This window comes from Actinacidiphila sp. bgisy145, from assembly GCF_057708125.1.
In genome coordinates this window covers 26,283-53,141 of record NZ_JBYIRL010000038.1, presented here as the reverse complement: position 1 = coordinate 53,141, position 26,859 = coordinate 26,283, and the positions used below count along the sequence as shown (strand labels likewise).

Below are 26,859 nucleotides of genomic sequence, written 5' to 3'. Positions count from 1 at the left end.
ACATCAATTATGGTGTTGAACCCGTCGGGACAACCGGGAGGAAGAATGTCCGGAGAAGAGCGGATCGACTACCTTGTGGTAGGCGCAGGGCCAGCCGGAATCCAGGCCGCATATTTCCTCGAACGCGCCGGCCGCGATTATCTCGTGGTGGAGGCAGGCACGGCGCCCGGCACCTTTTTCACGAAGTTCCCGCGGCACCGGACCCTGATATCCAGCAACAAGGTGCACACCGGCTGGGACGACCCGGAACTGAATCTGCGCACGGACTGGAACTCGCTGCTCTCGGAGGAGAGCAGCCCGCTCTTCACCGAGGTCACCTCGCGCTACTTCCCGCCCGCGGACGACTTCGTCGGCTACCTCGCGGACTTCGCCCGCACCCACGAACTGCGTATCCGCTACCACACCCGCGTCACCCGGATCAGTCGTGAGGCGGCCGCCGGAAGCGCCGCGGACGGCGCCGCCCCGCGCGGGGACTTCCTCGTCCACACCGCGGACGGCTCGCTGCTGCGGGTGAAGCGCCTGATCATGGCCACCGGGGTGACCCGCCCCTACATTCCGCCGATTCCCGGTGCCGAACTCGCCGAGCAGTACAGCGACGTCTCGGTCGACCCGGACGACTTCACCGACCAGCGGGTGCTGATCGTCGGCCGCGGGAATTCCGCGTTCGAGACCGCCGACAATCTCATCGAGCGCGCCGCCGTCATTCACGTCCTCGGCCCCGGATCGCTCAAGCTGGCCTGGCAGACCCACTTCGTGGGCCACCTCAGGGCAGTCAACAACAACTTCCTGGACACCTATCAGCTGAAGTCGCAGAACGCCCTGCTGGACGGCGAGATCGCCTCCATCAAAAAGTCGGAATCGGACGGAAAATACCATGTCGCGGTGAAGTTCGTCCGGGTGAACGAAGTAGTCAAGGAAATATCCTACGACCGCGTGATCATGGCCACCGGATTCCGCTTCGACGCGTCGCTCTTCGACGAGGAGTGCCGGCCGGAACTGACCATCAAGGACCGCTTCCCCGCGCAGACCGATGCGTGGGAGTCCACAAATGTACCCGATGTGTATTTCGTGGGAACCATCACCCAGGCCCGCGACTTCAAGAAGTCCACCAGCGGCTTCATCCACGGCTTCCGCTACGGCGTGCGGGCGCTCAGCCGGGTGCTGAACAGGCGCTACCACGACGAGCAGTGGCCGCACACCGAACTGCCCGCGAACGCCGAGGCCGTCGCCGACGCCGTCGTCACCCGGATCAACCGCACCTCGGCGCTCTGGCAGATGTTCGGCTTCCTCGGCGACGCCGTCCTCGTCGGCCCCGACGCGGTCGGCTACTACGACGAGGTGCCCGTCGACCACCTCCACCGGGCCGTGGGCGAGGGCGAGTTCGGGCCGGTCGACCACTACCTGACCGTCACCCTGGAGTACGGCGCCGACCACGACAAGGTGAACCCGTTCGACGTCACCGTCAACCGCCTCTCGCAACAGGACACCGGCGGGCTCGACAGCCGCTACCTGCACCCGGTGGTCCGGCTGTGGCAGGACGGGAAGCTGCTCACCGAGCACCACCTCACCGAGAACCTGGAGAACGAGTGGGACAGCGAGGACGTGCACCGCGCGCCCCTCGTCCGCTTCCTGGCCACCCACCTCTTCCCCGCGGCGCCCGCCGAGGAGCCCGCCGCCGCGCAGACGCCGTGACCGCGCAGCCGCCGCCGGAGGCCCTCGAGGAGCTGCACCGCAAGGCGCTGGTCCAACTCGACCCCGTCCACCGGGACTTCTTCGAGGGCGGCGCCGGCCGGGAGCGAGCGCTCACCGAGAACGTCCGCGCCTTCGGCCGCCTCGCCCTGCTGCCCCGGGTGCTGCGCGGCGCCGGGCCCCCCGACACCGCGGTCGAGCTGCCCGGCGCCCGCGCGGCCACCCCGGTCCTGGTCGCCCCCACCGCCTTCCACCGCCTGGCGCACCCCGACGGCGAACGGGCCACCGCCCGCGCCGCCGCGGCCGCCGGCACCGTGCTGATCACCTCCATGGCGGCCACCACCGCCGTCGCCGACGTGGCGGCGGCCGCCCGGGAGGTACGGCAGGACGCGGCGGTCTGGTTCCAGCTCTACCTGCAACCGCGGGCGGAGGTCACCGACGCGCTGGTGCGGCGGGCCGAACAGGCCGGCTGCACCGCGCTGGTGGTCACCGCCGACTCCCCCGTCTTCGGCCGCCGCGGCCGCGACGACCGCAACGGCTTCCACGACCTGCCGCCGGGCTACGCCGCGGAGAACATGCGCGGCCTGCCCGGGGCACCGCCCGGCGGCACCCTCGACATCGCGATGAGCCCCGGGCTGTCCTGGCGCGACCTGCGCCGGCTGCGCACCCGCACCGAACTGCCGGTGCTGGTCAAGGGAGTCCTGCACCCCGACGACGCCCGGATCGCGGTCGACGAGGGCGCCGCGGGGGTGATCGTCTCCAACCACGGCGGCCGGCAGCTCGACGCCGCGCCCGCCACCGTCGAGGCGCTGCCCGCGGTGGTCGACGCCGTCGCGGGCCGCGTCCCGGTGCTGCTCGACGGCGGGATACGGTCCGGCGCCGACGTGGTGACCGCGCTCGCGCTCGGCGCCACCGCGGTCGGCGTCGGGCGCCCCGTGCTGTGGGGGCTGGCCGCCGAGGGCGAGGCCGGCGTGGCCCGGGTACTGGCGGAGCTGGCCGGGCAGACCGCGCACGTGCTGGCACTGTGCGGGGCCCGCGACCGCACCGACCTGGACCGCGGCCAGGTGGTCGTCCGCGGGCGGCTGCCGGGGGTGGGGCTGGGATGAGGCCGAGCATCGTACGGCGGCTGACGGTCGCCGCCGCGGCCACCGCCGCCGCCCTGTCCAGCCCGTACTGGCTGCCGAAGTCCCTGGTCGCCCTGCGCGTCAAGGTGTTCGAGAAGGTCAACGGGCCCGAGGGCGTCATCGTCCCCAACGAGCAGGTCGGCCCCGAGCGGTTCGCCGAGCTGTACGCGCACCCCGCCGCCGACGGGCGCAGCAAGGGCGCCGGGCTGTCGGACCTGTTCTGGTACTGGCTGTCCCCCGGGCCCGAGGTGCACCAGGAGCACCTGGAACCCGGGCCGCGCTACGACGCGGTGGCCCGGACCACCACCGCGATCCTCGCCGGGTCCAGCGCCGAGCTGTCCGCCGCCGCGGCCCGCTGCACCGCACGCGTCCTGGACGGCCACCTGCCGCCCGCGCGGCCGGGAACGCGGGGCCACCGGGCCCACCTGGTGCGGCTGCGCGACCTGATGATGCCGGTCTGGGCCGACTTCTTCCACGAACTGGTCTTCCACGAGCCGTGCCCGCCCGACGCGCGGCGCCTGATCGTCGGCAACGCCGAGGACGTCGTCAACTCCCTGAAGAACACCCGCCTTCGGCACATGCGCCGCCGCACCCGGCTGACCCGCTACCTGCTGCGCCGGCTGGCCGCGGGCGACCTGCCGCACGACCTGCCCGCCGAACTCGCCACGCCGCTGGACCGCGCGCACTACCTCCAGGGCGCCTTCTTCAACACCGCCGTCGTGCAGATGTCGGAGGCGATGGCGCACCTGCTGCTGGTGCTCGCCCAGCACCAGGACGTCCAGCAGCGCCTGGCCGCGCACCCGGACGACGACCGCGACCTGGGCAACGTCATGAACGAGACGCTGCGGCTGTACCCGCTGTTCGGCATCGCGCACCGGATCACCGGCGCCGACATCGACCTCGGGGACGGCGCCGGCTACCCGGCCGGCACCGTGCTCTGCTTCGACTACCCCGCCTACCACGCCACCGGCTACACCGACCCGGACGTCTTCGACCCCGGCCGCTGGGACCGGCTGTCGGTGAAGGACGCGCACCACATCCCGTTCGGGGTCGCGGCCAACCGGCCCTGCCCGGCATGGCGGTTGGCACCGCTGGTGATGCGCGCCGCCACCCGGGAGGTGCTGCGCCGCTTCACGCTGCACTCGTCGGTCTCCCACACCCGCTCCATCCCGCACCGGGCGCCCTGCCTGCTCGTCCCCCGCGACCGCGCGCTGCCCCGGCACCGCAGGAACGCGGCGCTGGCCGCGCTGCGGGTCCGCGACCGCTGGGAGGACGTGGGGCGCAGCACCCTTCAGTTCGTGCTCGGCACCTGGATGGTGGTGGACGCGCGGCGGCTGCGGATGGCGGAGAACTGGTTCGCCGAGCACGACACGCAGGGCCGCCCGCTGCCCCCGCCGCCCGGCGAAGCACCGTCCGCCGATCCGCAGTCCGCCGATCCGCAGCCCACCGCACCGCCGCAGTCCGCCGCCGAACCGCCGTCCGGCGGGGCTGCGCCGGGCTGCCCGTACCACCGCCGCGGCTGAGCCCGCCCGCACCGCGGCGCGCACTCCCCCACACCGTCCCCGCCGAAGGGCCGTTCCCCATGTCGACCACCGAACTGGGTACCGCTTTCCTGCTGGCCGTCGTCGTCATCCTGGTGCTGTGCCGGCTCGTCGCGCTGCTGCTGCGGCCGCTCGGCCAACCCCCGGTCGTCGCCGAGATGATCGCGGGCGTGCTGCTCGGACCGTCGGTCCTCGGGCTGGTGCTGCCCTCCGTGGAGCACCACCTCTTCCCCGCCGACCTGCGCCCGATGCTCTACGTCACCGGCCAACTCGGCCTGGTGCTCTTCATGTTCCAGTCCGGCTACGACTTCCGGCTGGAGCGGATCAAGCCGGTCGCACGGTCGGCGGCGCTGATCTCCGCGGCGGGCAGCGTGACCCCGCTGCTGCTCGGCGCCGGGCTGACCTGGGCGGTGCACGGCTCCGTGGACACCTCGCCGCCCGGGGTGCCGCTGCACGTCACCGTGCTGTTCGTCGGCGTCACCCTGGCGATCACCGCCTTCCCGATGCTCGCGCGGATCATCACCGAGAACGGCCTGTCCGGCACGTCCTTCGGCACCATCTCGCTGGCGGCCGGCGCGATGGACGACGTGGCCGCGTGGATCATGCTCGCCGGCGTGGTCAGCCTCGCCCGCGGCAGCGCGCACGCCGTGCTGCTCGCCGCCGTCGGCGCCGCCGGACTGGTCGTCCTGCTGGCCGCTTTCATCCGGCTGCGGCAGCCGCTGCTGACCGCCACCGAGCGGATCGGCGACGAGCAGCTCCTACTCGCGGTCCTGCTGCTGCTCTGCCTGGCCGCCTGGTACACCGACCGGGTCGGCCTGTACGCGGTGTTCGGCGCGTTCAGCCTCGGCGCCGCCTTCCCGCGCTCGCCGCGGATCGACCGCACCGTCGAGGCGACCGCGCCGCTGAGCCGGGCGCTACTGCTGCCGCTGTTCTTCACCTACTCGGGGCTCAACACCGACACCGGCCTGCTCAGCGACCCCAAGCTGCTGCTGTTCGCGGTGGGCTGCACCGCCGCGGCGGTCGTCGGCAAGTTCACGGCGTGCTGGGCCGCCGCCCGGCTGGGCGGGCAGCCGCCCGCGGTCGCGCTGCGGATCGGCACCCTGATGAACGCCCGCGGCCTGATGCAGCTCATCGCGATCAACGTGGGCCTGTCCGAGGGCATCGTGTCGCCCTCGATGTTCACGGTGCTGGTGGTCGTCGCGGTGGTGACCACGGTGATGGCCACGCCGCTGCTGCGGCTGTGGGACCGGCGCGACGGCGGGGTGTACGACGCGCCGCCGCCCGGCGGTGAGGCGGGCGGCCGTACGGTTGCGGAGGCCGGTGCCCCGGTCGGCGTGGCGAGGGCGGCGGAGGGCGGCACCGCCTGACCTGCCCCGACCGCCCGACGCGCGGACCCGGCCCGAAGCGCCTTTGCCTCACGGGCAAGTTTTTTGCCCGTGAGGCACATCCTGCTGTTCCATGGAGGCATGGACCCCGCGACCGCCACCCCCGACGCCGCTCCCGCGGCCGGTGCCGACGCCCCGACCCTGGCCCCGCGGCTGCGTGACCGCCGGCGCGCGGGCGGTCTCACCCTGGAGGCCGCGGCCCACCGCGCCGGCCTCTCGGCAGCGCATCTGTCCCGCCTGGAGTCCGGCCTGCGGCAACCGTCGCTGCCGGTGCTCCTCGGGCTCGCCCGCCTGTACGGCACCACCGTCTCCGACCTGCTGGGCGAGACGGCCGCCGAGCCCGACCCCATCGTACGCGGCGCCGCCATGGCCGCGGTGCCCGCGGGGGGCTGGACCTACCGGCGGGCCGGCGGCACCGGGCGGGCCATGCAGGCGCTGCGCGTCCATGTGCCCGCCCACGCCCAGGGCGGCCTGGTGCGGGTGCACCCCGGCGAGGAGTGGCTGCACGTCACCGCCGGGGTGCTCGAACTCTCCCTCGGCGACCGCGACCACACACTCGGCGCCGGGGACTCCGCGCACTTCGACTCGCTCGTACCGCACCGGCTGGCGGCCGGCGGGCCGGCCGGCGTCGACCTGCTCTTCGTCCACACCCTCATGCAGAGCGAGACGTCGGCGCTGTGCGTCGTGCCGAACGGGCCCGCCACCCCCCGAGGAGGCCGTTCATGAACGCGAACCCCGCCGAGCCGCGCGTCCAGCCCGGAGCCGGACAGCCCGGCCCCGAGCAGTCCGGCCCGGGCCCGGACCAGCCGCCGGCCCCGCCAGCGCCACCCGCCCCGGCCGCAGCGCCCGTACCCGAACCGGTGCCCGTCCTCGTGGTGACGCCCGAGCCCAGCAGCACCGAGAAGCACAAGGAGCGCGCGGTCGTGCTGCGCGTCCTGATCTACGTCGCGGTGGCGCACTTCATGGCGTTCTTCCTGTGGCTGATGTTCGCGGTGATCGGCAAGCGCTGATCCCCGGCGGGACCCTTCGGAAAGGACCCCGCGGCCGGCTCAGCTCGCGAAGACCGCCACCTCGCCCACCTGCGCGGCCGGCCAGCCGGTGTTGGCGGTGAAGTCCAGCCGCAGGTAGCGGGTGGTGGCCGCGGCCGGCAGCGTGAGCGTGGCGGTGTTGCCGGCGGCCGGGTCGAACGCATACGCCGCGGCACCGGCGAGCTGGGTGAACGCCGTACCGTCGGTGCTGCCCCGCACCGACAGCGTCTGCGTACGGGCGCTCCACGCGGCGGCGGGCGGCAGGGACAGCACGATCCGCCCCACCGCGACCGGCGCGCCGAGGTCGACCTGGAGCCACTGCGGGAAGGCGCCGTCGGCCGACTCCCAGTAGGAGTCCGGGTCGCCGTCGGTGGCGTGGGCGCAGACGTAGTCCTGGGTGTGGCTGCTCTCCGCGGTGGCGCGGTGCAGCGCGAGGTTCCCGCCCGCCGGGGGTGTGCCGCCCCCGTCCGGCACCGGTTGCGTGGGGCGGGTGGCGGTGAGCGCGAGCTGCCCTTTGAGCATGCGGCCGCCGTCGCCGGTCAGCCGCAGGTAGTAGTCCGCGGAGCAGGCCGTGCCGTCCTCGTCGAGCGCGAGGAACCCCGAGTCCGCCGGCACCCACTGCTGGCTCTCGGCGGTCTTGGCGATCTGGTTGCCCTCGTTGAACTCGTCGAACATCGAGATGTAGACGCCCTGCACCCCGGCCCGGACCATGTTGTAGAACTGCCTCCACATGAAGTCGCCGTGGGCGCGCTGGCGCAGGGTGACCGCGCCGGGCAGCACGCAGGGCTGGTAGTCGATGCCGTGGGCCGCGCACTCCGCGAGGTCGGGCACGGTGGCGACGTTGTAGAAGTTGTCGGCGTCCGCGACGTTGCCGATCCGGCCGACCATCCAGGGCGAGAGCATGTCGAAGGCGTGGTAGACGTCCGAGAAGCCCGGCCGCGAGTCGCGGTCCCCGGTGCGCCACCAGGTCGGCACCCCGCCGATGACGTAGCACCCCTGGTTCTTGAACCAGTTGACGACGTCCAGGCACGCGTCGGCGCTGAAGGGCCGCTGGTCGTCGGCGAACCCGAAGCCCCACACGCACACCACCGGCTTGCCGTTCTGCACCGCGTACGCCGGACTCGCCGTGTGGGCCCGCATCTTGGCGGTCCAGTCGGTCTTGATCTCCGCCTGCATGGCGGTCCAGTCCGAGACGTCGTACATGATGTAGAACTTCCGGCCGTACTGCTCGGCGGCGGCGCGCACCTTCACCGCCATGGCGTCGCGGGTCGGTCCCTCGCTGCCGTTGGGGTTGAAGCGCTGGAGTGCGGCGGCGTCGATGCCGTTCTCCTTCAGCCAGCTGAAGTGGGTGTCCACGGTCTGCTGGTCGTAGGAGGAGAAGAGCGCGGCGGGCAGCCCGTTGCCGAGCGCCGCGTAGCCGGTGGGGTAGGTGTGGGTGTAGTCGCGGACGTCCGGCCACGCGACGATGCCGGTGTTCGACGGGGAGGGCGCCGCCGACCCGTTCGCGCTCCAGTGCCACCAGGTGTCGATGGGCGCGCCGTCGCCGATGCAGGCGAACCAGCCCTGGTAGCCGACCGTCACCTTGCCGACCACGTCGCCGGGGCCGCTCGCCGCCGTCGCCGCGCCGGCGGCCGCGGGCTGTGCCAGGACGGCGGTGCCGGTCGCGCCGGCGGCCACCGCGGCCTGTAGGAAGACCCTCCGTGTGACACCCATCCGGACTCCTCCGATCGGTCGTCAACTCCTTGAGCCCCGGGGCGTGTTGCGCGGTGGCGGAGCGACCCGGCCCGGCCCGGCGGCTGGTGCCGGGATCGTAACGAGGCAGACACGAAACGGCAATAGAGTGCGCAGGACACGAAATATTCGGCGCGACCGACGCAAGAAGCGTTGTGCGGGCCGGGGGCGGGCGCCCGGGCGGGCTGCCGGGCGGGCCGGTGCGGGCAGGTACGGGGGCGGGGGCGGGTGGTCGGGGCAGGTCAGGGGGTGCGACACTGCGCCCGCGGGGACAGCCGCGGACAGCCGCGGACACGGATCGGGAGGACACGTGGCGGAAGCGACGATCATCGGCAGCGAACGCAGCGAGGCGGGGCTGGCGACGGGCATGGAGGTGCTGCGCCGCGGCGGCTCGGCACTGGACGCCGTGGAGGCGGCGATGCGGCGCTGCGAGGACAATCCGGCGGACCACTACGTCGGCACCGCCGGACTGCCCAACGCGCGCGGCGAGGTGGAGTTGGACGCCTCCTTGATGATCGGCTCCGGCCGGCGCTTCGGCGCCGTGGGCGCGCTGAAGGGCTACCCGAACCCGATCTCGGTGGCCCGCGCGGTCCTGGAGAAGCTGCCGCAGCACAGCCTGCTGGTCGGCGAGGGCGCCGCCCTGTTCGCCGAGGAGTGCGGCTTCACCACCGCGGAGCTGATCACCGACGAGTCGCGCGAGCTGTGGCGCAAGCAGGTCGCCGACTCCCGCGAGTCGGTGGAGGGCGAGAACACCGCCGCCACCGACGGCGACGCCCGCTACCGGGAGAGCGCCCTCGCGCTGATCCGCCGGCTCGCGCCGCACGACGGCCCGTGGGGCACCATCAACATCATCGCGCTCGACGCCACCGGCGAGATGTGCGTGGGCGTGTCCACCTCCGGCTACCCGTACAAGTACCCGGGCCGGGTGGGCGACTCGGCGCTGCCCGGCGCCGGGAACTGGTGCGACCTGCGGGCCGGGGGCGCGGCCTGCACCGGCCGCGGCGAGCTGAGCATGCGCGGCGGCACCGCCCGCACCATCGTGGAGCTGATCTCGGCCGGGCAGGAGCCGGCCGAGGCGTGCCGGGCCGCGCTGGCCGACGCCGCCTCGCTGCCGGACGACTTCCGCGCGGAGCTGCGGGCGCTGGCGATGACCCCGGACGGGCGGCACGGCGGCGCCGCCGGCCAGCAGGGCAGCGTCTACGGCCTGATGACCGACGCGTCCACCGAGCCGGAGTTCCGGCCGCGGATCGTGCTGTGAGGAGAGCGCTGTGAAGATCTTCCTGTCCTCCGACATGGAGGGGACCGCCGGGGTCGTCGACTGGTCGCAGTGCCGGCACGGCCAGCCGGAGTACGCGTACTACCGCACGCTGCTCCAGGAGGAGGTCAACGCCGCGATCGAGGGGGCGGCGGCGGGCGGGGCGAGCGCCTTCCTCGTCAACGACTCGCACTCCACGATGGCGAACCTGCGCCCGGACGCGCTGGCCGGGCGGGCCCGCTACCTGTCCGGGCGGCACAAGCCGCTGTACATGATGCAGGGTCTGGACAGCAGCTTCGACGCGGTCTTCTTCGTCTCCTACCACGGCTCGATGACCGGGGCGCCCGCCACCTTGTCGCACACCTACAACCCGGCGGCGATCGCCGAGGTGCGGCTCAACGGCGTGGTCGCGGGCGAGAGCGGCATCAACGCCCTGGTGGCGCTCGGCCACGGGGTGCCGGTGGTGCTGGTCACCGGCGACGACACCACCGCGGCGGAGCTGCGGCCCTTCTGCCCGGACGCGGTGGGCGCGGTGGTGAAGTCGTCGGTGTCGCGGTTCGCGGCCGACAGCCTGCACCCCGAGGACGCGCGCGAGGTGATCCGCACGGCCGCGCGCCGCGCGGTGGAGACGCTCGGTGCGGCGTCCCTCCCGGCGATCGAGCTGCCCGCGACCCTCACCGTGCGGATGCGCAACCCCGACCTGGCGGAGATGGCGACCTGGATCACCGGGGTCGAGCCGGACCCGGCCGATCCGCTCACCGTGACCCTCACCGACGAGGACCCGGTCCGCCTGTACCGCACCTTCGTCACGGTGGTGCTGCTCACCCGCGGCATCGCGGAGTGACCGCCGGGGCCGGACCCTTGCGCGCGGCACCGCAGCGCTGGGGGCAAGGAGCCGGCCCCGGATACGCGTTTCGGCGGGAACCGGACGTGCCGGTTCCCGCCGAAAGCAGACTGCCGGGAGGTCGCCGCCGCGGTCGCGGGGCGCCTCCCGGGAGGGGTCAGTCCTCGATCCAGCCGTGGCCCTTGCCGAAGCGCGCCAACTGCTGGCGGACCTGCACGATCTGCTCGCCGGTCATCCACGGCGCGGACTTCAGCAGCAGCTCGGTGACCTCGCGGGTGTACTCGAACTCGCTCAGCACGTCGCACATCGGGTCGTCGAGGTCCACGCTGCCGGACGAGCGGGGCGCCGAGGAAACCGCGGAGCCGCGCGAGCTGGTGATGCCGCCGGGCACCCCGTCCGCGTTGTGCGCGAGGCGGACGGAGGACGCCTTGAGCCCCCGGTCGCCGTCCTCGACCTCGAACTCGACCGCGACACCGGAGCGTACGAACGACTCCGGGATCAGCAGGTCGTTGACGTGCAGGAAGACGTCCTCACCACCGGTTTCCGGTGCGATGAACCCGTAACCGCGCGCACCGTCGAACCGAACAACCCGACCGGCAACCATGCCAAACCCCCAGCAACCACTCCCGGGCCCCTTGCCCGAATGACCTGCCCGGCATCCTAACGCCCGCACCGCGCCGTCCGATACAGGGCCCACGGCGCGCGCCGCCGGCTGACACTCCCCTGACAGCGCTGACGCCCCGGCGCGGCCGGCGGCGCGACGTGCCGGCCGACGGCGTGACCTGGCCGATGTGTGCTCCCGGTGTAACCAAGTCGATGTCGCTGATCGCGAATGAACAAGGCCCTCCTGGTAATGCATGGCAGGCTGCGTAAGCGAACCCGTCCGGGCCAGAAGGGACCATGATGAGTCAGTCTGCGCAACCAGTGGGTGTCGTAGGGGTCGTGGCGGAGTCACTACCCGGGGAGACCCGGGTCGCGGCCACCCCGGCAACGGTGAGACAACTTCGCGGACTCGGCTACGACGTGGTCGTGGCGGCCGGTGCGGGAGCCGGCTCGAGCCTGTCGGACGAGGCGTACGAGGAGGCGGGCGCGGCGGTCGTCGACCGGGCCCGGGCGTGGGGCGCCGACGTGGTGCTGGCGGTCAACGCGCCCACGGCGGAGGAGATCGGGCTGCTGCGCGACGGCTCCGTACTGGTGGCACTGCTCGCCCCGGCCACCCACCCGGAGCTGGTCGACGCGCTCGCCGGGCGGCGGTTGACGGCGCTGTCCATGGACGCGGTGCCGCGTATCTCGCGGGCCCAGTCGCTGGACGTGCTCAGCTCGATGGCGAACATCGCCGGGTACCGGGCGGTGGTGGAGGCGGCCCACCTGTTCGGGCGGTTCTTCACCGGGCAGGTCACCGCGGCGGGCAAGGTGCCGCCGGCGAAGGTCCTGGTGGCCGGGGCGGGGGTGGCCGGGCTCGCCGCGATCGGCGCGGCGGGCAGCCTCGGCGCCGTGGTGCGCGCCACCGACCCGCGGCCGGAGGTCGCCGACCAGGTCAGGTCGCTGGGCGGCGAGTACCTGTCGGTGGAGTCGGTGGAGGCCGAGGTCAGCGCCACCGGCTACGCGAAGGAGATGTCGGACGACTACAACGCCCGCGCGGCCGCGCTCTACGCCCAGCAGGCCGCGGACGTCGACATCATCATCACCACCGCGCTCATCCCCGGCCGCCCGGCGCCACTGCTGATCACCGAGGAGATGGTGGCGAGCATGCGGCCGGGCAGCGTGATCGTCGACATGGCGGCCGCGCAGGGCGGCAACGTGGCCGGCACGGTCGCCGGACAGGTCGTCACCACCGCCAACCAGGTCTCCCTCGTGGGCTACACCGACCTGGCCGGGCGGCTGCCGACCCAGGCGTCCCAGCTGTACGGCACCAACCTGGTCAACCTGCTGAAGCTGCTCACCCCCGGCAAGGACGGGCAGCTGGTGGTGGACTTCGACGACGTGGTGCAGCGCTCGGTGACGGTGGTGCGCGACGGCGAGAAGACCTGGCCGCCGCCCCCGGTGCAGGTCTCGGCGGCGCCCGCGGCCGGCGCCGCGCCACCGCCGGCCCCGCCCGCGGGACGGGGCAAACAGCCGCTCACCGCGGGCCGCCGCTACACCGCGGTCGGCGCGGTCGCGGCCGTGCTGTTCCTGCTCGCCGGCTTCGCCCCGGCCCAGCTCATCGGCAACCTCACGGTGTTCGTGCTGGCCATCGTGATCGGCTACTACGTGATCGGGCATGTGCACCACGCGCTGCACACCCCGCTGATGTCGGTGACCAACGCGATCTCCGGGATCATCGTGGTCGGCGCGCTGCTCCAGATCGGCCACGCCCACACCGCGGTCACCGTGCTGTCGTTCGTGGCGATCCTGCTGGCGTCGATCAACATCTTCGGCGGCTTCGCCGTGACCCGCCGCATGCTCGGCATGTTCTCCAAGGACTGATGCGCGATGACTGCATCGACCGCCGCGCAGGCGGCCTACATCGTCGCCGCACTGCTGTTCATCCTGAGCCTGGCCGGGCTCTCCAAGCACGAGACGTCCCGCTCCGGGGTGGTCTTCGGCATCTCCGGGATGGCGATCGCGCTCGCCGCGACCATCGGGCTGGCCTCGCGCAGCATCGCCGCCACCGGGATCGGCCTGCTGGCCGCCGCCATGGTGGTCGGCGCGGGCATCGGCCTGTGGCGGGCCCGCCGGGTCGAGATGACCGGGATGCCGGAACTCATCGCGATCCTGCACAGCTTCGTCGGCCTGGCCGCGGTCCTCGTCGGCTGGAACGGCTACCTCGAAGTGGAGGCCAAGGGCGGCCGGCAGACCGAGATCGCGCACGACCTGCTCGGCATCCACCACGCCGAGGTGTTCATCGGGATCTTCATCGGCGCGGTCACCTTCACCGGTTCGATCGTCGCCTTCCTGAAGCTGTCGGCGCGGATCAGGTCCAGCCCGCTGATGCTGCCGGGCCGCAACTACCTCAACGTGGGCGCGCTCGTGGCGTTCGTCGGGCTGACCGCCGCGTTCGTGGCGTCGCCGGACGTCGGGCTGCTGATCGCGGTGACCGCGGTCGCCCTGGCGCTCGGGCTGCACCTGGTCGCGTCCATCGGCGGCGGCGACATGCCGGTGGTGGTCTCGATGCTCAACAGCTACTCAGGCTGGGCGGCCGCGGCCTCCGGCTTCCTGCTCGACAACAACCTGCTGATCGTGACCGGCGCGCTGGTCGGCTCCTCCGGTGCGTACCTGTCCTACATCATGTGCACCGCGATGAACCGCTCGTTCCTGTCGGTGATCGCCGGCGGCTTCGGCATGGAGGCGCCGGCCTCGGACGACCGCGAGTACGGCGAGCACCGCGAGATCAGCGCCGAGGACACCGCGGAACTGCTGCGCGACGCCTCCTCGGTGGTGATCACCCCCGGCTACGGCATGGCGGTCGCGCAGGCGCAGTACCCGGTCGCCGACCTCACCCGGCGGCTGCGCGAGCGCGGGGTGGAGGTGCGCTTCGGCATCCACCCGGTGGCCGGGCGGCTGCCGGGGCACATGAACGTGCTGCTCGCCGAGGCGAAGGTGCCCTACGACATCGTCCTGGAGATGGACGAGATCAACGACGACCTCGCGCAGACCGGCGTGGTGCTGGTGATCGGCGCCAACGACACGGTGAACCCGGCCGCGGCCGAGGACCCGGCGAGCCCGATCGCGGGCATGCCGGTGCTGCGGGTGTGGGAGGCGGAGAACGTGGTGGTCTTCAAGCGGTCCATGAACACCGGGTACGCCGGGGTGCAGAACCCGCTGTTCTTCCGGGAGAACAGCCAGATGCTCTTCGGCGACGCGAAGGAGCGGGTGGAGGACATCCTCAAGTTCCTGTGACGGCCGGCCGCTTCCCGCGGTCGTCCCCGGCCCCCGGCGCCGCGCCCCCCTTGGCTCCCGAGGGGGGCGCGGGTCCTCAAGTCCGAGCGCGTCGGGACCCGTTCGCCGCCGAGTGCCGCCGCGCCCGAACCCCGCAGTACGTTCCGCCGTGTGAGATGCGTCATGATCCGAACTCCCCGTCGCAGCTGTTCCGAAAGAGGGACCGCGGCTCGCGGTGCCCACCGCAGACTGTGCCGTCCGCAGGCCGCTGACCTCACTACCGGCAGCAGGTGTCTCGGGGTGGGGCCAGCATGCCCATGGGGGCGCGACCGCCCCGCCACCGGCACGGTAGGTGAGCGCGGCCGTCATCTCGTCACTGTCCGGGGTCGGTTCGAAAGCTTGGCATCCGTTTTACCGAGGGCCGGAACCGCAGTGATCGCCGAGGAGTCTTACCGTTGTAGTCGCAGCCGGTGCAGTGATATGAGCGGAGTACAGGTACATGGGTCGGGTCAGGACCAGTATGGGGATCGCCCTCGTGGCAGGCGCGGTGCTCGCCGGCACGAGCGCGTGCGGTGGGAATTCGTCCGCTTCGACACCGCCGAAGGACGACGCCAAGGCGGGCTCATCGGCCTCGGCGACGACCGCCAGCCCGAAGCCGACCACGCCCAAGCCGCTCGGTCCGGCGATGCTGCTGGACACGATCACGCCGCAGACGGGCACCACCGTCGGCGTGGCGATGCCGATATCGGTGGTCTTCTCCAACCCGGTGGCGACCTCGGCGCGCGCCGGCGTCGAGAAAGCGATGAAGATATCCACCTCGGTGCCGACCACCGGCGCCTGGCACTGGTTCAGCAGCACCCGGGTCGACTTCCGGCCCGAGACCTACTGGAAGCCGGGCACGAAGGTCACCCTGGACGCGGAGCTGAAGAACGTCCCGAACGGCAACGGCCGCTACGGCACGCACTCCTACGTCCACAGCTTCACCATCGGCGACGACGACGAGGCGAGCGTCTCCGTCAAGGGCCACAGCATGAAGGTGACGCACAACGGCACCGTGGTGAAGACCTTCCCGATCGACGCGGGCAGCCCGTCCTTCCCGTCGTGGGACGGCACGATGGCCGTCATCGACAAGGCGAAGGAGGTCCGGATGACCTCGTGCAGCGTCGGGATCAGCTGCAACAAGTCCAGCCCCGACTACTACGACCTGACGCTGCCGTGGGACGTGCACCTGACGACCTCGGGCACCTACGTGCACTACTCCACCGGCGACCCGTACCCGGGGCACAGCTACGGCTCGCACGGCTGCGTCCACCTCTCCCTCGCGGACGCGAAGTGGTTCTACAACTTCATCAAGCAGGGCGACCCGATCACGATCTCCGGCTCGCCGCGCGGCAAGGCCGCCGGTGACAACGGCTACGCGGACTACAACCTGAGCTGGTCGACCTGGCTCAAGGACAGCGGCTCCGGCCAGATCACTACCAACCCGGCCGCCTGACACCGCCGGGTTCTGGGAGGGGCGGGCTCACCGGCACTTCAGGTGAGCCCGCCCCCGTTCTGTGTGGCCGCGGGGCGTCAGCCCGGCGGCAGGGGCAGCCGGTCGCGCACCAGGCGGCGGACCTCGTCCGCGGTGCGCAGCGTCAGCGCCTCGGTGGCCGTCCGCTTGCAGGCGGCGTGGTCGAGGCGGCGGACCGCGGCCCGTACCTCGTCGAGCGCCGCCGGGGCCACCGACAGGGTGTCGCAGCCGAGTCCGACCAGCAGCGGCAGCACCCTCGGGTGCGCGGCGGCGTCACCGCACACCGACACCGGGCGGCGATGGGTGCGGGCGGCGGCGACCACCGTAGCGATCGCGCGCAGCACCGCGGGGTGGGCGGTGGCCGCGGGGCCGGCCGCCGCGTCCCGCCGGTCCAGGCCCAGCAGTTGGCAGGTCAGGTCATTGGTCCCCAGCGACAGGAACGCGGCCTCCGCGGCCAGTTCCTCGATCCGCCGCACCGCCTCCGGCAGCTCCACCATGATCCCCAACGGGGGCGCGGGCAGGTCGAGTTCGGCCGCCGCCCGGTCCAGCAGGGCCTGGCAGGCGCGCAGTTCGGCGACGCCGGCGACCATCGGGATCATCACCCGCAGGTCGGCGCGGGCCCCCGCGGCCGCCGCGAGCAGCGCGGTGAACTGCTCACCGAACGCGTCGGGCCGGGCCAGCATCAGCGGCAGCCCGCGGCCGATCCGGCGGCCGGTGACCGCGGGCCGGCCGGTGGCCCAGTCCACACCGCGGCCGACGCCGCCGCTCTCCGCTCCCCCGCCTTCACCTTGGCCGCCCGCGCCGCCCGCGCCACCCGCGCCGCCGAACCGGCGCGCCGGGCCGTCCTCGTCCGGGTCCTCCGCCAGGAACGGCGGCAGCTTGTCGTCGGCGAAGTCCAGGGTCCTGACGGTGGCGGTGCGCCCGGCCAGCGGGGCCAGCACCGGGCCGAGCGCGATGGTGTGCCGGGCGCGGGTCGGCCAGCGCGCCGCGTCGAGGAAGGGCAGTTCGGTCCGCAGCAGGCCGACGCCGTCCGCGCCCGCCGCCAGCCCGGCCCGTACGTCGGCGGGCGTGGCGGCGTTGACCCGCAAGGTGACGTGGTGGCCGTCCACGGTGCGGGCCGGCAGGTGGCGGTCGGCGGCGAGCCGGGCCCGCCGCTCCCGCAGGGCCGCGACGGCGGCGAGCGCGGCGGCCCGCTCCGCGTCGTCGGGGTGGACCACGGCGGCGGCCGCGTCGACCAGCACCGGCACGCCGTCGGGCAGTTCGAGCACGTCCGGGTCGACGCCGAGCAGCAGCGGGATGCCCGCCGAACGGGCCACGATCGCCGCGTGCGAGTTGGGCCCGCCGGTCATCGACAGCGCCGCGACCACGGTACGGCCCGGCTCCAGCAGGTCCGCGGCGCCGATCTCGCGGGCCGCCAGCACCAGCGGCCGCCCGGGCGGGGGTTCGTGGACGCCGTGCAGCACCGCCAGCACCCGGCGGCCCACCTGGCGTACGTCGGCGGCCCGTTCGGCGAGCACCGGGTCGCCGAGCGCGGCGATGGCGCGGGCCTGGGCGTCGACCGCCGTGCCGGCCGCGGCCACCGCGGTGGCCCCTTCGGCGGTCAAATGCAGGGCGTGCCGGCGCAGTTCGGGGTCGCGGGCGATGAGCGCGCCGACCTCGATGATGTCCGCCTGCTCGCTCTCGCCCCGGGTGCGCAGGCCGCCCGCGACGGTGTCGAGGCGGTCGGCGACGCGGTCGAAGGCCGCGACGAGCCGCGCCCCGGCGCGGTCCCGGTCCTGGTCCCGGCCGGGGGGATCGTCGGCGGCCGCGGGCGGTAAGGGGCGGTCGGTGCGGTGGAGTTCGCCGAGCGCGGTGCCCGGGGCGGCGCTCTGGCCCGGGTAGCGGCGGCGGGCGGTCACCGTGCGTCCTTCGCCGCTGCGGCGGTGTCGGCCAGCGCGCGGAAGATCAGCGCGGTGGAGGTGGCGCCGGGGTCCTGATGGCCGATGCTGCGCGCCCCGAGGTAGGACGCCCGCCCCTTCCTGGCCTGCATGGAGGTGGTGGCGCGCATGCCCTGTTCGGCGGCGTCGGCCGCGGCGGCGGCCGCCTGCGCGAGGCCCGCGCCCGCCTCGGCGGACACGCGGAACGCCACGAGCGCGGGCGCGTAGGCGTCGATCATCGTCTTGTCGCCCTCGGTGGCGGCGCCGAGCCGCCGTACTCCGGCGAGCCCGGCGGCGAGCGCCCCTGCCACCCGCACGGTCCCGCCGGTGCCTGCCGGTCCGTCCGCCGGGTCGTCCGCAGCGTCGAGCGCCGTGCCGAGCGCGCGGAAGGCGCTGCCGTACAGCGGCCCGGACGCGCCGCCGACCACGGAGATCAGCAGCGAGCCGGTCCGTACCAGCACCGCGCCGGGCGTGGCCACCTCGTACTGGGGCAGGGCGGCAGCGACCGCCGCGAAGCCGCGGTGCATGTTGGCGCCGTGGTCCGCGTCGCCGATGGCGGAGTCGAGTCGGGTCAGCCGGTCCTGGTGGGTGTCCATTGCCGCGGCGATGGCCTGCACCCATGCGCGGGCGAGGGCGGTGTCCACGGGCTCTCCGTTCGGTTCGTCGGTGCGTCGGTTCGTCGGTGTGTCGGTGCGTCGGTGCGGTGCCAGCAGGTTCCGCCGGTCCAGCCGATCCAGTCGGTTCAGATGCCCCAGCGCAGTGCGGCGGTGTGCACCGGCGCGCGCCACAGGGCGAGCAGGTCGTCCGTGGTCTTGCAGACGGTGATCGAGGCGCCGGCCATGTCGAGGCTGGTGACGTAGTTGCCGACGAGGTTCCCGGCGACGCGCACCCCGCGCCCGGCGAGCAGGGCGGCGACCTCGCGGTAGACGATGTACAGCTCCAGCAGCGGGGTGGCGCCGAGGCCGTTGACCATGACGAGCACCTCGTCGCCGGCGGCGAGCAGCTGGTCGGCGAGGACGGCGGCGAGCATGTCGGCGACGATGTCCCGGGCCGGGCGGAGCTTGCCGCGGTGGCGGCCGGGCTCGCCGTGGATGCCGACGCCGATCTCGATCTCGTCGTCGGGCAGTTCGAAGCCGGGTTTGCCGGCCGCGGGCGCGGTGCAGGCGGTCAGGGCGACGGCGAAGGAGCGGGTGGCGGCGTTGACGCGTGCGGCGACGTCGGCGACGTCGGCGAGCGGGGCGCCGCGCTCGGCGAGGGCGCCGGCGATCTTCTCCACGAACACGGTGCCGCCGGTGCCGCGGCGGCCCGCGGTGAAGGTGGAGTCCCGTACCGCGACGTCGTCGTCCACCAGCACCGCGGCGGTCGACAGGCCCTCCTCGGCGGCGAGTTCGGCGGCCATCTCGAAGTTCAGCACGTCGCCGGTGTAGTTCTTGACCACGAACAGGGTGCCCGCGCCGGTGTCCACGGCCTTCGCGGCGGCGACCATCTGGCCGGGCACCGGGGAGGTGAACACCTCGCCGGGGCAGGCCGCGTCGAGCATCCCGGTGCCCACGAAGCCGCCGTGCAGCGGCTCGTGGCCGCTGCCGCCGCCGGAGACGAGCGCGACCTTGCCGGGCCGCCGGGCCCCGGCCCGGGTGATGACGCGGTGGTCGGTGTCCACGGACAGCAGGTCGCTGTGCGCGGCCGCGATCCCGGCCAGGGCGTCGTCGAGCACGGTGCCGGGCTCGTTGATCAGCTTCTTCACGACGATCCCCCTATTACCGAATGACGTTCATTAATGATGAACGTAATCGGAAGTTAAGGGGGCGTTTCCGCGGTGTCAAGGGGTCCCGGCGGCCCACCGCCCGCCAACTCGCTACGGTCCAGCGTGCGTTGGCGGAGCCCGCGGGGCGGACGGGAGCACGGCGCGGCGCACACCGGCGCCCGGGAGCAGGTCCCGGCGCACGGGCAGCGCGAACCGGGCCGGGCCGTACGGCGGTTCGGCCGGTGGTCGCCCGGTGGTCGGACGGCGGCTCAGCCGGTGGCGCCCCGGGAGGTGCCGCGGGGCGCGCCGAGGTCGCGGGAGAGGTTGCGGGCGGTCTCGCGCACCGCGACGGCCAACTCCTGCCGGGCCGGCTCCGCCAGCAGCCGCTCCACCGGCCCGACCACGCCGATCGCGCCGACCACGGCGCCGGAGCGGTCGAAGACGGGCGCGGCCACCCCGGCGTCGCCGATCGCCGACTCCTGGTCCTCCAGCGCATAGCCGCGCGCCCTGACCTGCGCCAACTCCGCGGCCAGCGGCTCGCGCGCGGTGACGCTCGCCCCGGTGAGCACCGTCAGTTCGCCGGACAGCAGCTGCTCGCGCTCCTCCTCGGGCGCGAAGGCCGCCACCGCCTTGCCGAGCGCGCAGGTGTTCCACGGGATGGACGCGCCGACCTCCAGGATCTGCACGGCCCCCTCGGGGCGGAAGGCGTGGTGCACCACCAGCATGCGGTCGCCGGTGGGCACCGCGACCCACACCGCCTCGCCCGCCCGGCGCGCCAGCAGGTCCGCCCAGGTCAGTGCGCGCGACCTCAACTCCTGGGTGTCCAGGTAGGAGTTGCCCAACTGCACCAGATACGGGCCGAGCTGGTACTTCGAGCTGTCCCGGTCCTGCACCACCAGGCCCTCGGCCTCCAGGGTGCGCAGCAGGGCGTGCACGGTCGGCTTGGCCACGCCGAGCCGCTCGGCGAGCTCGGTGACCCCCAGCCGGGGGCCGGTGACCGACAGCTCCCGGAGAATCCGGACGGCACGCTGCACCGCTTGCACCATGGGAAAACCTCTTCGTTCAGTATTGCTGAATACCGTTCCGAGATTTAGCATCGCTGTTCATGACGGAACTTGTCGGCATCGTACTCGTGTCCCACAGTCCCGAACTGGCCGCGGGCCTGCGCTCCCTGCTCGGCCAGATCGGCTCCGCCGCCGTACCAGTGGCCGTCGCCGGCGGCACCGACGACGGCCGGATCGGCACCAGCTACGCGCGGATCGCCGCCGCGGTCAAGGACGCCGACCGCGGCGCCGGGGTGCTGGTCCTGCCGGACCTGGGCAGTTCCGTGCTCACCGCGCGGGCCGTCCTGGAAGACCACCCGCGCGAGGGAGTGGTCATCGCCGACGCCCCCTTCGTCGAGGGTGCCGTGGCCGCCGCGGTCACCGCCGCGGCCGGCGCGGACCTCACCGCCGTACTCACCGCCGCCACGGAGGCACGCCATGTCAGCAAGCTCTGAACGCTCCGCACCCGCCGCGCCGCACACCCCGGGCACCCCGGCCGCGGCACCGGCCGACAGCCCGTCCGTCGAGATCCCCGTGCTGCTCCCGGCCGATCTGCACGCCCGCCCGGCCGGGCAGATCGCGCAGACCACGGCCCGCTTCGCCGCCGCGGCGCTGCTCCAGTACGGGGAACGCACCGCCAACGCGGCCAGCGTGCTGGCCGTCATGAGCCTGGGCGCCACCCGCGGGCGTACGGTGATCGTGCGGGCGCAGGGGCCGGACGCGCAGGAAGCGGCCGCCGCGCTGGCGGAGGTCCTGGCGACGGCCACGTAGGCGCGCGGTGGTCGCGGGGCTCCGCCGCCGACGCGCCCGCCGCCCGACCGTCCCCGCACCACCGCAGGAGCAGCCCCCGTGGCCACACCGCCCCACTCCCCCGCCGGCCCGCCCGCGGCCGGGCCCGCACCCGCCGCCCGGATCGGGTTCGGCCTGGCCGCGGTCGGCCGCCCCGGCTACATCACCCTCGGCCGCGACCGGGACCTGCCCGCCGACCGCAGCGTGGCCGCGATGCGCCGCCGCACCCACGAACTGCTGGACCTCGCCTACGCCGAGGGGGTGCGCGACTTCGACGCGGCCCGGTCGTACGGGCGTTCCGAGGAGTTCCTCGCGCAGTGGCTCGACCTGCGGGAGCCGGCCGGGGTGGTGGTCTCCAGCAAGTGGGGCTACACCTACACCGCGGACTGGCGTACGGACGCCGAGGCCCATGAGGTCAAGGACCACAGCCTGGCCACCTACGAGCGGCAGGTCGCCGAGACCCGCGCGCTGCTCGGCGACCGGCTCGACCTGTACCAGGTGCACTCGATCACCCCCGGCAGCCCCGCCCTCACCGACCCGGCCCTGCACCGCGCGCTGGCCGGACTCGCCGCGCAGGGCGTGCGGGTGGGCCTGAGCACCAGCGGCCCGGCGCAGGCCGACGCGATCCGGGCGGCACTCGAGGTGACCGTCGACGGCCGCCCGCTGTTCCGCAGCGTCCAGTCCACCTGGAACCCGCTCGAACCGTCCGCGGGCCCCGCGCTCGCCGAGGCGCACGCGGCCGGCTGCCGGGTGATGGTCAAGGAGGGCATGGCCAACGGGCGGCTGGCCGCGCCCGACGCGCGCACCGAGCCGGTGCTCGGCCGGCTCGCGGCCGCGCTCGGCACCACGCCCGACGCGCTCGCGCTCGCCGCCGCCCTGCACCAGCCGTGGGCCGACGTGGTGCTGTCCGGCGCGGCGACCGCCGGCCAGCTCACCGCCAACCTGCGGGCCCGCGAGGTGAAGCTGACCGCCGACCAGCTCGCGGCCCTCGCCGAACTGGCCGAGCCGCCGGCCGAGTACTGGCGCCACCGCGCCGAACTGCCCTGGCACTGAGGCACGTTCGGGCAAGGCCCCGGATACGGTTACGGGTACGGCTACGGATACGGCTTGTACGGGCACGGCTCTGCGTGCCGCTCAGGCCAGTTCCTCGGCCACCACGTCGGTCGCCCGGCCGCGGGCGTTCGTCGCGGTGATCGCCACGGCGTCGAAGGCGGCGTGCCGGGCCGCGTCGAACGGCATGCGGCGGCCGTCGGCGAGCGTGACCAGGCCGGGTTCGCCCGGGTCGGTGAGGGTCTCCCGCTCGTCGTCCCAGTCGATGCCGTAGCCGACCCACACCACCAGCTCGAAGGTGTCCTCGCCGTCTGCGTCGACGTAGACCCGGTCGGCGCGGCGGGCGCGCAGGCCGTCCGCGTCCCAGCGGTCGCAGAACATGGCGTCGTAGCCGTGGACGGCGCCGTCGAAGAGCAGAATCCGCTCGCCCGGCGCGCCGACCGCGTACACCAGCGCGGGCAGGTCGCCGCCGACGATCAGCCCGTCGTACCGCTCCCCGCAGTAGTGCAGCCGGAACCGGGTCCGGCCGTCCGCGGTCCGCAGCCGCGCCGCCCAGCCGACCTCCAGCAGTTCGGCCCAGAAGCGCTCGGACATGGTGCCCGGGCGGTCGGCCGGCGCGGTCACGCCGGCCAGGTGCGGCGGCCCGGGCAGCGGCGCGGCCCCGGAACCGGACGTGCCGTTCGTCATACGCCCATCATCGGGCATCTCCCTTGCGCGAGGGGCGCGTTGGCGGCAACCGGGCCCGTACGGCCCCGGAGTGCGACACACTTGCCCACCGCGCACGGGGGATGCCCGATGATGGGCGCATCAGCCGTATCGGAGGACGCATCGGACGCATCGGACGCGTCAGACGCAGGAGACCTCGACGCCCTCGGCGGTGAACTCCGCCACCAGCTCCTCCGGCGCGTTCCGGTCGGTGATCAGCACCGAGATCGCCGACACGTCGCAGACCTGGGCGAACGCCCGCTTCCCGAGCTTGGTGGAGTCGGCGACCACGATCACGTGCTCGGCCCGCTCGGCCATCGCGCGGTTCGCGCTCGCCTCGCCCTCGTCATGGGTGGCCGCGCCGAACCGCGGGTCGACGGTGTTGACCCCGAGGATCGCGTAGTCCAGCGAGATCGCCTGGAGCACCATCGTGGCCAGCGGCCCGGTCAGTTCGTAGGAGCTGGGGCGGGCCACGCCGCCGGTGACGACCGTCTTCACATAGGGGCGCACCGCCAGTTCGTTGGCGATGTTGATGGCGTTGGTCACGATGGTCAGCGCGGTGGCGCTGCCGCGCTCGGCGAGGTCGGCGCGCATCGCCAGTTCCCTGGCGACGTCGGAGGTGGTGGTGCCGCCGTTGACGCCGACCACCGCGCCCGGCGGGATCAGCGCGGCCGCCGCCCGGGCGATGCGCTGCTTCTCGTCGGCCTGCCGCCCGGCCTTGTAGCGCAGCGGCAGGTCGTAGGCCACGCCGCTGAGCACCGCGCCGCCCCGGGTCCGGGTGAGCAGCTGCTGCCGGCCCAGTTCCTCCATGTCCCGGCGCACCGTGGCGGCGGAGACGTCCAGCAGTTCGGCCGCCTCGGCCACGCTGATCCGGCCCCGGTCGCCGAGTACCTCCAGCAGCCGCGTCCAGCGCTCGTGCGTCCCCATCCGACTCCGCCCTCCGTTTCCGGCCGAGCGTATCGCGTCGCGACCAGCCGCAACGTCCGGCGCAGGAGCCGGCCCCACCGCCCCGGCACCACCGCCCCGGCACCACCGCCCCCAGCCGCCGGACACCGCCGGAGGCGTCAGCGGCCGCCGCGGATGTTCCGGCCGCGCTGGGTGACGCCCGGCCCGCCGTAGGGGTAGTCCGCCGCGCCCGGGTCGCTGGCCGCGTCCAGCCGCTCCACCTGCTCGCCGGTCAGCCGCACGTCCGCCGCGCCGAGGTTGTCCTCCAGCTGCTCCAGCGTGCGCGCGCCCAGGATCACCGAGGTGACGGCGGGCCGGCCGAGCAGCCAGGCCAGGGAGACCTGCGCCATCGACGCGCCCTGCTCCTCGGCGACCGCCCGCACCGCGTCGACGACGTCCCAGGTCCGCTGCACCCGGCTGCGCCGCCCGTACGCCTCGACCCCGCGCTCGGGGTCCTCGCCGAGCCGCGTCGCCCCGGTCGGCAGCTCGTCCCTGCGGTACTTGCCGGTCAGCCAGCCGCCGCCGAGCGGGCTCCACGGCAGCAGGCCGAGCCCCGCCGAGACGCACGCGGGGGTGATCTCCCACTCGATCTCCCGCGCCAGCAGGTTGTACTGCGGCTGGAGCGTGACCGGGCGGGCCAGCCCGCGGAAGTCGGCGACGTCCACCGCCTTCTGGAGCTGCCAGCCGGTGAAGTTGGACAGGCCCACGTAGTGGATGCGGCCGCGCCGCACCGCGTCGTCGAGGAAGCGCAGCGTCTCCTCGACGGGGGTGTAGGGGTCCCAGGCGTGCACCTGGTAGAGGTCGATGCAGTCGACTCCGAGCCGGCGCAGCGACGCGTCGAGCGCGCGGTCGAGGTGGCGGCGGGACAGCCCGGCGTCGTTGGGGCCGTCGCCCATCGGGAAGCGGCCCTTGCTGGCGATCTCGACCCGGCCGGTGATGTCGGCGGGGCGCGCCGCCAGCCAGCGGCCGATGATCTCCTCGGAGACTCCGGCGCTGTAGACGTCGGCGGTGTCGACGAGGGTGCCGCCGGCCGCGACGAACCGGTCGAGCTGCGCGAACGCGCCCTTCTCGTCGGTCTCGGCGCCGAACGTCATGGTGCCGAGCGCCAGCGCCGAGACGCCCGCGCCGCTGCTGCCGAGGGTGCGGTACTCCATGCGGTTCCTCCGGTTTCGCTCCGTGCGCGCGGCGGGTGCCGGGCCGCGCACCATGCTGTCCCCGGCCCGCCGATCCCGTCCAACAGGAGAAAGAGAACGCATTCATCGACTAGGTTTCTCAATCGTGGAACTGCGCCAGCTGGAGTACTTCGTCGCCGTCGCCGAGGAGCGGCACTTCACCAAGGCCGCGCGGCGGCTGCTGGTGTCGCAGTCGGGGCTGTCGGCGGCGGTACGCGCGCTGGAGCGGGAGTTGGGCTCGCCGCTGTTCGTGCGGACCACCCGCAGTGTCGAACTCACCGGCGCGGGGCGGGCACTGCTGGGCGAGGCGACCCGCACGCTGGCCGGCGCCCGCGCCGCGAAGGAGGCGGTGGCGGCGGTGCAGGGCCTGCTGCGCGGCAGCCTCGCGGTGGGCACCGAGCAGTGCGTGACGGTGGACGTCGGCGCGCTGCTGGCGCGCTTCCGGGCCCGCCACGGCGGTGTCGAGGTGCGGCTGCGGCAGGCGGGTTCCGCGGTGCTGGCGCAGGACGTGGCGGACGGCCGGCTGGATCTGGCGTTCGTCTCGCTGCCGGGCCCGCCGCCCGACGGGGTGCGGCTGCTGCCGCTGACCGCCGAGCCGATGGTGCTGCTGTGCGACCCGGGGCATCCGCTGGCGGGCGCCGCGCGGGTGGAGTGGGCCGCGCTGGCCGGTGAGACGTTCGTGGACTGGCACCAGGACTGGGGCGCGCGGCAGTTGACCGACCGGGCGTTCGCGGCGTGCGGCGCGGCGCGGCGGGTGGCGCTGGAGGTGTACGACGTCCACACGCTGATCGACCTGGTCCGGCACGGGCTGGGGGTCGCGGTGGTGCCCCGGCCGATCTCCCGCAAGGAGCAGGCGGCGACGCTGGCGGCGGTGCCGGTGACGGGTCCGGGCGGCGCCGCGTGGGAGGTGTCGGTCGCGCTGCCGAGGGGCGCGCGGCCGAGCCCGGCCGCGCGCGAGCTGCTGTCCTATCTTGAGCCGGCCCCCGGTACGGACCCGGGCCCGGTGCCCGGTCAGGCGACGGAGGAAGGGAACCGCTGATGAGCCCCGCACCCCACCACGACCCGGCGGCCGCACCCGCTCTGGACCTGGAGGCGGCCCGCGCCACGCTCGGCGCCCAGCCGTTCAGCCGGCTGCTCGGCGCGGAGCTGTCCGCGTTCGGCGGCGGCGCCGCGGTCCTGGAGGTCGCCGTCCGCGACGACCTGCGGCAGCAGAACGGATTCCTGCACGGCGGGGTGCTTGCCTACGCCGCCGACAACGCGATCACCTTCGCCGCGGGGTCGGTCTTGGGTCCGGCGGTGCTGACCGGGGGCTTGACCGTGCAGTACCTACGGCCGGGCACCGGGGTGCGGCTGGTAGCGCGGGCGCAGACCGTGCAGGCCGGGCGGCGGCAGGCGGTGTGCCGGTGCGACCTGTACGCGGTGGCCGCCGACGGCGCCGAGACGCTGTGCGCGGTCGCGCAGGGCACGGTGCTGCGGGCGGCGGCGCGCGAGGAGTAGCCCGTCGTCCGGATCTCCGCGGCGCCCCCG

The 26,859-nt window shown here is 74.0% G+C and carries 25 protein-coding genes; 16 read left to right on the top strand and 9 right to left on the bottom strand.

Annotated features, from left to right (window positions below; all coding sequences use genetic code 11):
* Window positions 1–45 precede the first annotated feature (45 nt).
* The 6 genes from AC3ERT_RS28760 to AC3ERT_RS28735 all read left to right on the top strand — a co-directional run bounded on the left by AC3ERT_RS28760 (window position 46) and on the right by AC3ERT_RS28735 (window position 6,749).
* Entirely contained in the window at window positions 46–1,692 is a 1,647-nt protein-coding gene (locus AC3ERT_RS28760; RefSeq protein ID WP_335976503.1) for an NAD(P)-binding domain-containing protein, read from the top strand.
* Window positions 1,689–2,795, top strand: coding sequence for an alpha-hydroxy acid oxidase (locus tag AC3ERT_RS28755; RefSeq protein WP_435177659.1), 1,107 nt, complete (start codon window positions 1,689–1,691; stop codon window positions 2,793–2,795). Before AC3ERT_RS28760 ends, AC3ERT_RS28755 begins: the two co-directional genes overlap by 4 nt.
* Window positions 2,792–4,336 (top strand): cytochrome P450, encoded by a 1,545-nt coding sequence (locus AC3ERT_RS28750; RefSeq protein ID WP_435177656.1) that lies wholly within the window; start codon window positions 2,792–2,794, stop codon window positions 4,334–4,336. The genes AC3ERT_RS28755 and AC3ERT_RS28750 overlap by 4 nt, the downstream gene beginning before the upstream one ends.
* Before the next feature lie 59 nt (window positions 4,337–4,395).
* Window positions 4,396–5,721, top strand: coding sequence for a cation:proton antiporter (locus tag AC3ERT_RS28745; protein WP_435177654.1), 1,326 nt, complete (start codon window positions 4,396–4,398; stop codon window positions 5,719–5,721).
* 99 nt (window positions 5,722–5,820) lie between these two features.
* A complete protein-coding gene (locus AC3ERT_RS28740; RefSeq protein WP_435177652.1) occupies window positions 5,821–6,465 on the top strand; it encodes a helix-turn-helix domain-containing protein in 645 nt (214 codons plus the stop codon).
* A complete protein-coding gene (locus AC3ERT_RS28735; RefSeq protein ID WP_435135870.1) occupies window positions 6,462–6,749 on the top strand; it encodes a DUF6126 family protein in 288 nt (95 codons plus the stop codon). Before AC3ERT_RS28740 ends, AC3ERT_RS28735 begins: the two co-directional genes overlap by 4 nt.
* Before the next feature lie 39 nt (window positions 6,750–6,788).
* Here AC3ERT_RS28735 and AC3ERT_RS28730 read toward each other — a convergent pair whose 3' ends face one another.
* Window positions 6,789–8,480 carry a glycoside hydrolase family 99 protein gene (locus AC3ERT_RS28730; protein WP_435177650.1) on the bottom strand — a complete coding sequence of 564 codons (1,692 nt, stop codon included), beginning with the start codon at window positions 8,478–8,480 and terminating at the stop codon, window positions 6,789–6,791.
* Window positions 8,481–8,808: 328 nt separating this feature from the next.
* Here AC3ERT_RS28730 and AC3ERT_RS28725 point away from each other — a divergent pair, with 328 nt between their 5' ends.
* Window positions 8,809–9,756, top strand: a complete 948-nt coding sequence (locus AC3ERT_RS28725) for a glycosylasparaginase (protein ID WP_335976520.1) — start codon at window positions 8,809–8,811, stop codon at window positions 9,754–9,756.
* 10 nt (window positions 9,757–9,766) lie between these two features.
* The gene (locus AC3ERT_RS28720) at window positions 9,767–10,597 is read left to right on the top strand and encodes a M55 family metallopeptidase (protein WP_335976522.1); all 831 of its coding nucleotides are present in this window, start codon (window positions 9,767–9,769) and stop codon (window positions 10,595–10,597) included.
* Window positions 10,598–10,754: 157 nt separating this feature from the next.
* Here the strand turns inward: AC3ERT_RS28720 and AC3ERT_RS28715 are convergent, their stop codons facing one another.
* Window positions 10,755–11,201 carry a cold-shock protein gene (locus AC3ERT_RS28715; RefSeq protein WP_335976524.1) on the bottom strand — a complete coding sequence of 149 codons (447 nt, stop codon included), beginning with the start codon at window positions 11,199–11,201 and terminating at the stop codon, window positions 10,755–10,757.
* 299 nt (window positions 11,202–11,500) lie between these two features.
* Here AC3ERT_RS28715 and AC3ERT_RS28710 point away from each other — a divergent pair, with 299 nt between their 5' ends.
* From AC3ERT_RS28710 to AC3ERT_RS28700, 3 genes are all read left to right on the top strand, one after another.
* Window positions 11,501–13,063 carry a Re/Si-specific NAD(P)(+) transhydrogenase subunit alpha gene (locus AC3ERT_RS28710; RefSeq protein WP_435177681.1) on the top strand — a complete coding sequence of 521 codons (1,563 nt, stop codon included), beginning with the start codon at window positions 11,501–11,503 and terminating at the stop codon, window positions 13,061–13,063.
* 6 nt (window positions 13,064–13,069) lie between these two features.
* A complete protein-coding gene (gene pntB, locus AC3ERT_RS28705) occupies window positions 13,070–14,476 on the top strand; it encodes a Re/Si-specific NAD(P)(+) transhydrogenase subunit beta (RefSeq protein ID WP_335976525.1) in 1,407 nt (468 codons plus the stop codon).
* Window positions 14,477–14,954: 478 nt separating this feature from the next.
* The gene (locus tag AC3ERT_RS28700; protein WP_335976528.1) at window positions 14,955–15,950 is read left to right on the top strand and encodes a L,D-transpeptidase; all 996 of its coding nucleotides are present in this window, start codon (window positions 14,955–14,957) and stop codon (window positions 15,948–15,950) included.
* A 77-nt stretch (window positions 15,951–16,027) separates the two neighbouring features.
* Here AC3ERT_RS28700 and AC3ERT_RS28695 read toward each other — a convergent pair whose 3' ends face one another.
* The 4 genes from AC3ERT_RS28695 to AC3ERT_RS28680 form a co-directional block, all read right to left on the bottom strand.
* Window positions 16,028–17,866 (bottom strand): putative PEP-binding protein, encoded by a 1,839-nt coding sequence (locus tag AC3ERT_RS28695; RefSeq protein WP_435177648.1) that lies wholly within the window; start codon window positions 17,864–17,866, stop codon window positions 16,028–16,030.
* A complete protein-coding gene (gene dhaL / locus AC3ERT_RS28690; RefSeq protein ID WP_435177646.1) occupies window positions 17,863–18,528 on the bottom strand; it encodes a dihydroxyacetone kinase subunit DhaL in 666 nt (221 codons plus the stop codon). Before dhaL ends, AC3ERT_RS28695 begins: the two co-directional genes overlap by 4 nt.
* A gap of 98 nt (window positions 18,529–18,626) precedes the next feature.
* Window positions 18,627–19,628 carry a dihydroxyacetone kinase subunit DhaK gene (dhaK, locus tag AC3ERT_RS28685; protein ID WP_435177644.1) on the bottom strand — a complete coding sequence of 334 codons (1,002 nt, stop codon included), beginning with the start codon at window positions 19,626–19,628 and terminating at the stop codon, window positions 18,627–18,629.
* A gap of 269 nt (window positions 19,629–19,897) precedes the next feature.
* Window positions 19,898–20,662 (bottom strand): IclR family transcriptional regulator, encoded by a 765-nt coding sequence (locus tag AC3ERT_RS28680; RefSeq protein WP_435177642.1) that lies wholly within the window; start codon window positions 20,660–20,662, stop codon window positions 19,898–19,900.
* Between the two features lie 71 nt (window positions 20,663–20,733).
* On the opposite strand from AC3ERT_RS28680, the gene dhaM reads away from it, so the two are divergent.
* The 3 genes from dhaM (at window position 20,734) to AC3ERT_RS28665 (ending at window position 22,513) form a co-directional block, all read left to right on the top strand.
* On the top strand, window positions 20,734–21,126 hold the full coding sequence (dhaM, locus tag AC3ERT_RS28675; protein ID WP_335976537.1) for a dihydroxyacetone kinase phosphoryl donor subunit DhaM: 393 nt from the start codon (window positions 20,734–20,736) through the stop codon (window positions 21,124–21,126).
* A complete protein-coding gene (locus tag AC3ERT_RS28670) occupies window positions 21,110–21,442 on the top strand; it encodes an HPr family phosphocarrier protein (protein WP_435177641.1) in 333 nt (110 codons plus the stop codon). Before dhaM ends, AC3ERT_RS28670 begins: the two co-directional genes overlap by 17 nt.
* Before the next feature lie 78 nt (window positions 21,443–21,520).
* The gene (locus tag AC3ERT_RS28665; RefSeq protein WP_435135851.1) at window positions 21,521–22,513 is read left to right on the top strand and encodes an aldo/keto reductase; all 993 of its coding nucleotides are present in this window, start codon (window positions 21,521–21,523) and stop codon (window positions 22,511–22,513) included.
* Window positions 22,514–22,594: 81 nt separating this feature from the next.
* Here AC3ERT_RS28665 and AC3ERT_RS28660 read toward each other — a convergent pair whose 3' ends face one another.
* From AC3ERT_RS28660 to AC3ERT_RS28650, 3 genes are all read right to left on the bottom strand, one after another.
* On the bottom strand, window positions 22,595–23,197 hold the full coding sequence (locus tag AC3ERT_RS28660) for a hypothetical protein (protein WP_435135850.1): 603 nt from the start codon (window positions 23,195–23,197) through the stop codon (window positions 22,595–22,597).
* Between the two features lie 159 nt (window positions 23,198–23,356).
* A complete protein-coding gene (locus tag AC3ERT_RS28655; RefSeq protein ID WP_335976544.1) occupies window positions 23,357–24,142 on the bottom strand; it encodes a DeoR/GlpR family DNA-binding transcription regulator in 786 nt (261 codons plus the stop codon).
* Window positions 24,143–24,279: 137 nt separating this feature from the next.
* Window positions 24,280–25,314, bottom strand: a complete 1,035-nt coding sequence (locus AC3ERT_RS28650; RefSeq protein WP_435177640.1) for an aldo/keto reductase — start codon at window positions 25,312–25,314, stop codon at window positions 24,280–24,282.
* Window positions 25,315–25,438: 124 nt separating this feature from the next.
* Here AC3ERT_RS28650 and AC3ERT_RS28645 point away from each other — a divergent pair, with 124 nt between their 5' ends.
* Complete coding sequence (locus AC3ERT_RS28645) at window positions 25,439–26,371, top strand: LysR family transcriptional regulator (protein ID WP_435177639.1); 933 nt, start codon at window positions 25,439–25,441, stop codon at window positions 26,369–26,371.
* A complete protein-coding gene (locus AC3ERT_RS28640) occupies window positions 26,371–26,829 on the top strand; it encodes a PaaI family thioesterase (protein ID WP_335976551.1) in 459 nt (152 codons plus the stop codon). Before AC3ERT_RS28645 ends, AC3ERT_RS28640 begins: the two co-directional genes overlap by 1 nt.
* Window positions 26,830–26,859 lie beyond the last annotated feature (30 nt).

Excerpts from the sequence above, each read along its gene's own strand:
- AC3ERT_RS28730 (WP_435177650.1), bottom strand. The coding sequence starts at position 8,480 with ATGGGTGTCACACGGAGGGTCTTCCTACAGGCCGCGGTGGCCGCCGGC.
- AC3ERT_RS28735 (WP_435135870.1), top strand. The coding sequence starts at position 6,462 with ATGAACGCGAACCCCGCCGAGCCGCGCGTCCAGCCCGGAGCCGGACAG.
- AC3ERT_RS28700 (WP_335976528.1), top strand. The coding sequence starts at position 14,955 with ATGGGTCGGGTCAGGACCAGTATGGGGATCGCCCTCGTGGCAGGCGCG.
- AC3ERT_RS28650 (WP_435177640.1), bottom strand. The coding sequence starts at position 25,314 with ATGGAGTACCGCACCCTCGGCAGCAGCGGCGCGGGCGTCTCGGCGCTG.
- AC3ERT_RS28715 (WP_335976524.1), bottom strand. The coding sequence starts at position 11,201 with ATGGTTGCCGGTCGGGTTGTTCGGTTCGACGGTGCGCGCGGTTACGGG.
- AC3ERT_RS28710 (WP_435177681.1), top strand. The coding sequence starts at position 11,501 with ATGAGTCAGTCTGCGCAACCAGTGGGTGTCGTAGGGGTCGTGGCGGAG.
- AC3ERT_RS28745 (WP_435177654.1), top strand. The coding sequence starts at position 4,396 with ATGTCGACCACCGAACTGGGTACCGCTTTCCTGCTGGCCGTCGTCGTC.
- AC3ERT_RS28750 (WP_435177656.1), top strand. The coding sequence starts at position 2,792 with ATGAGGCCGAGCATCGTACGGCGGCTGACGGTCGCCGCCGCGGCCACC.
- AC3ERT_RS28670 (WP_435177641.1), top strand. The coding sequence starts at position 21,110 with ATGTCAGCAAGCTCTGAACGCTCCGCACCCGCCGCGCCGCACACCCCG.
- AC3ERT_RS28640 (WP_335976551.1), top strand. The coding sequence starts at position 26,371 with ATGAGCCCCGCACCCCACCACGACCCGGCGGCCGCACCCGCTCTGGAC.
- AC3ERT_RS28660 (WP_435135850.1), bottom strand. The coding sequence starts at position 23,197 with ATGACGAACGGCACGTCCGGTTCCGGGGCCGCGCCGCTGCCCGGGCCG.
- dhaM (WP_335976537.1), top strand. The coding sequence starts at position 20,734 with ATGACGGAACTTGTCGGCATCGTACTCGTGTCCCACAGTCCCGAACTG.
- AC3ERT_RS28760 (WP_335976503.1), top strand. The coding sequence starts at position 46 with ATGTCCGGAGAAGAGCGGATCGACTACCTTGTGGTAGGCGCAGGGCCA.
- AC3ERT_RS28655 (WP_335976544.1), bottom strand. The coding sequence starts at position 24,142 with ATGGGGACGCACGAGCGCTGGACGCGGCTGCTGGAGGTACTCGGCGAC.
- pntB (WP_335976525.1), top strand. The coding sequence starts at position 13,070 with ATGACTGCATCGACCGCCGCGCAGGCGGCCTACATCGTCGCCGCACTG.
- AC3ERT_RS28740 (WP_435177652.1), top strand. The coding sequence starts at position 5,821 with ATGGACCCCGCGACCGCCACCCCCGACGCCGCTCCCGCGGCCGGTGCC.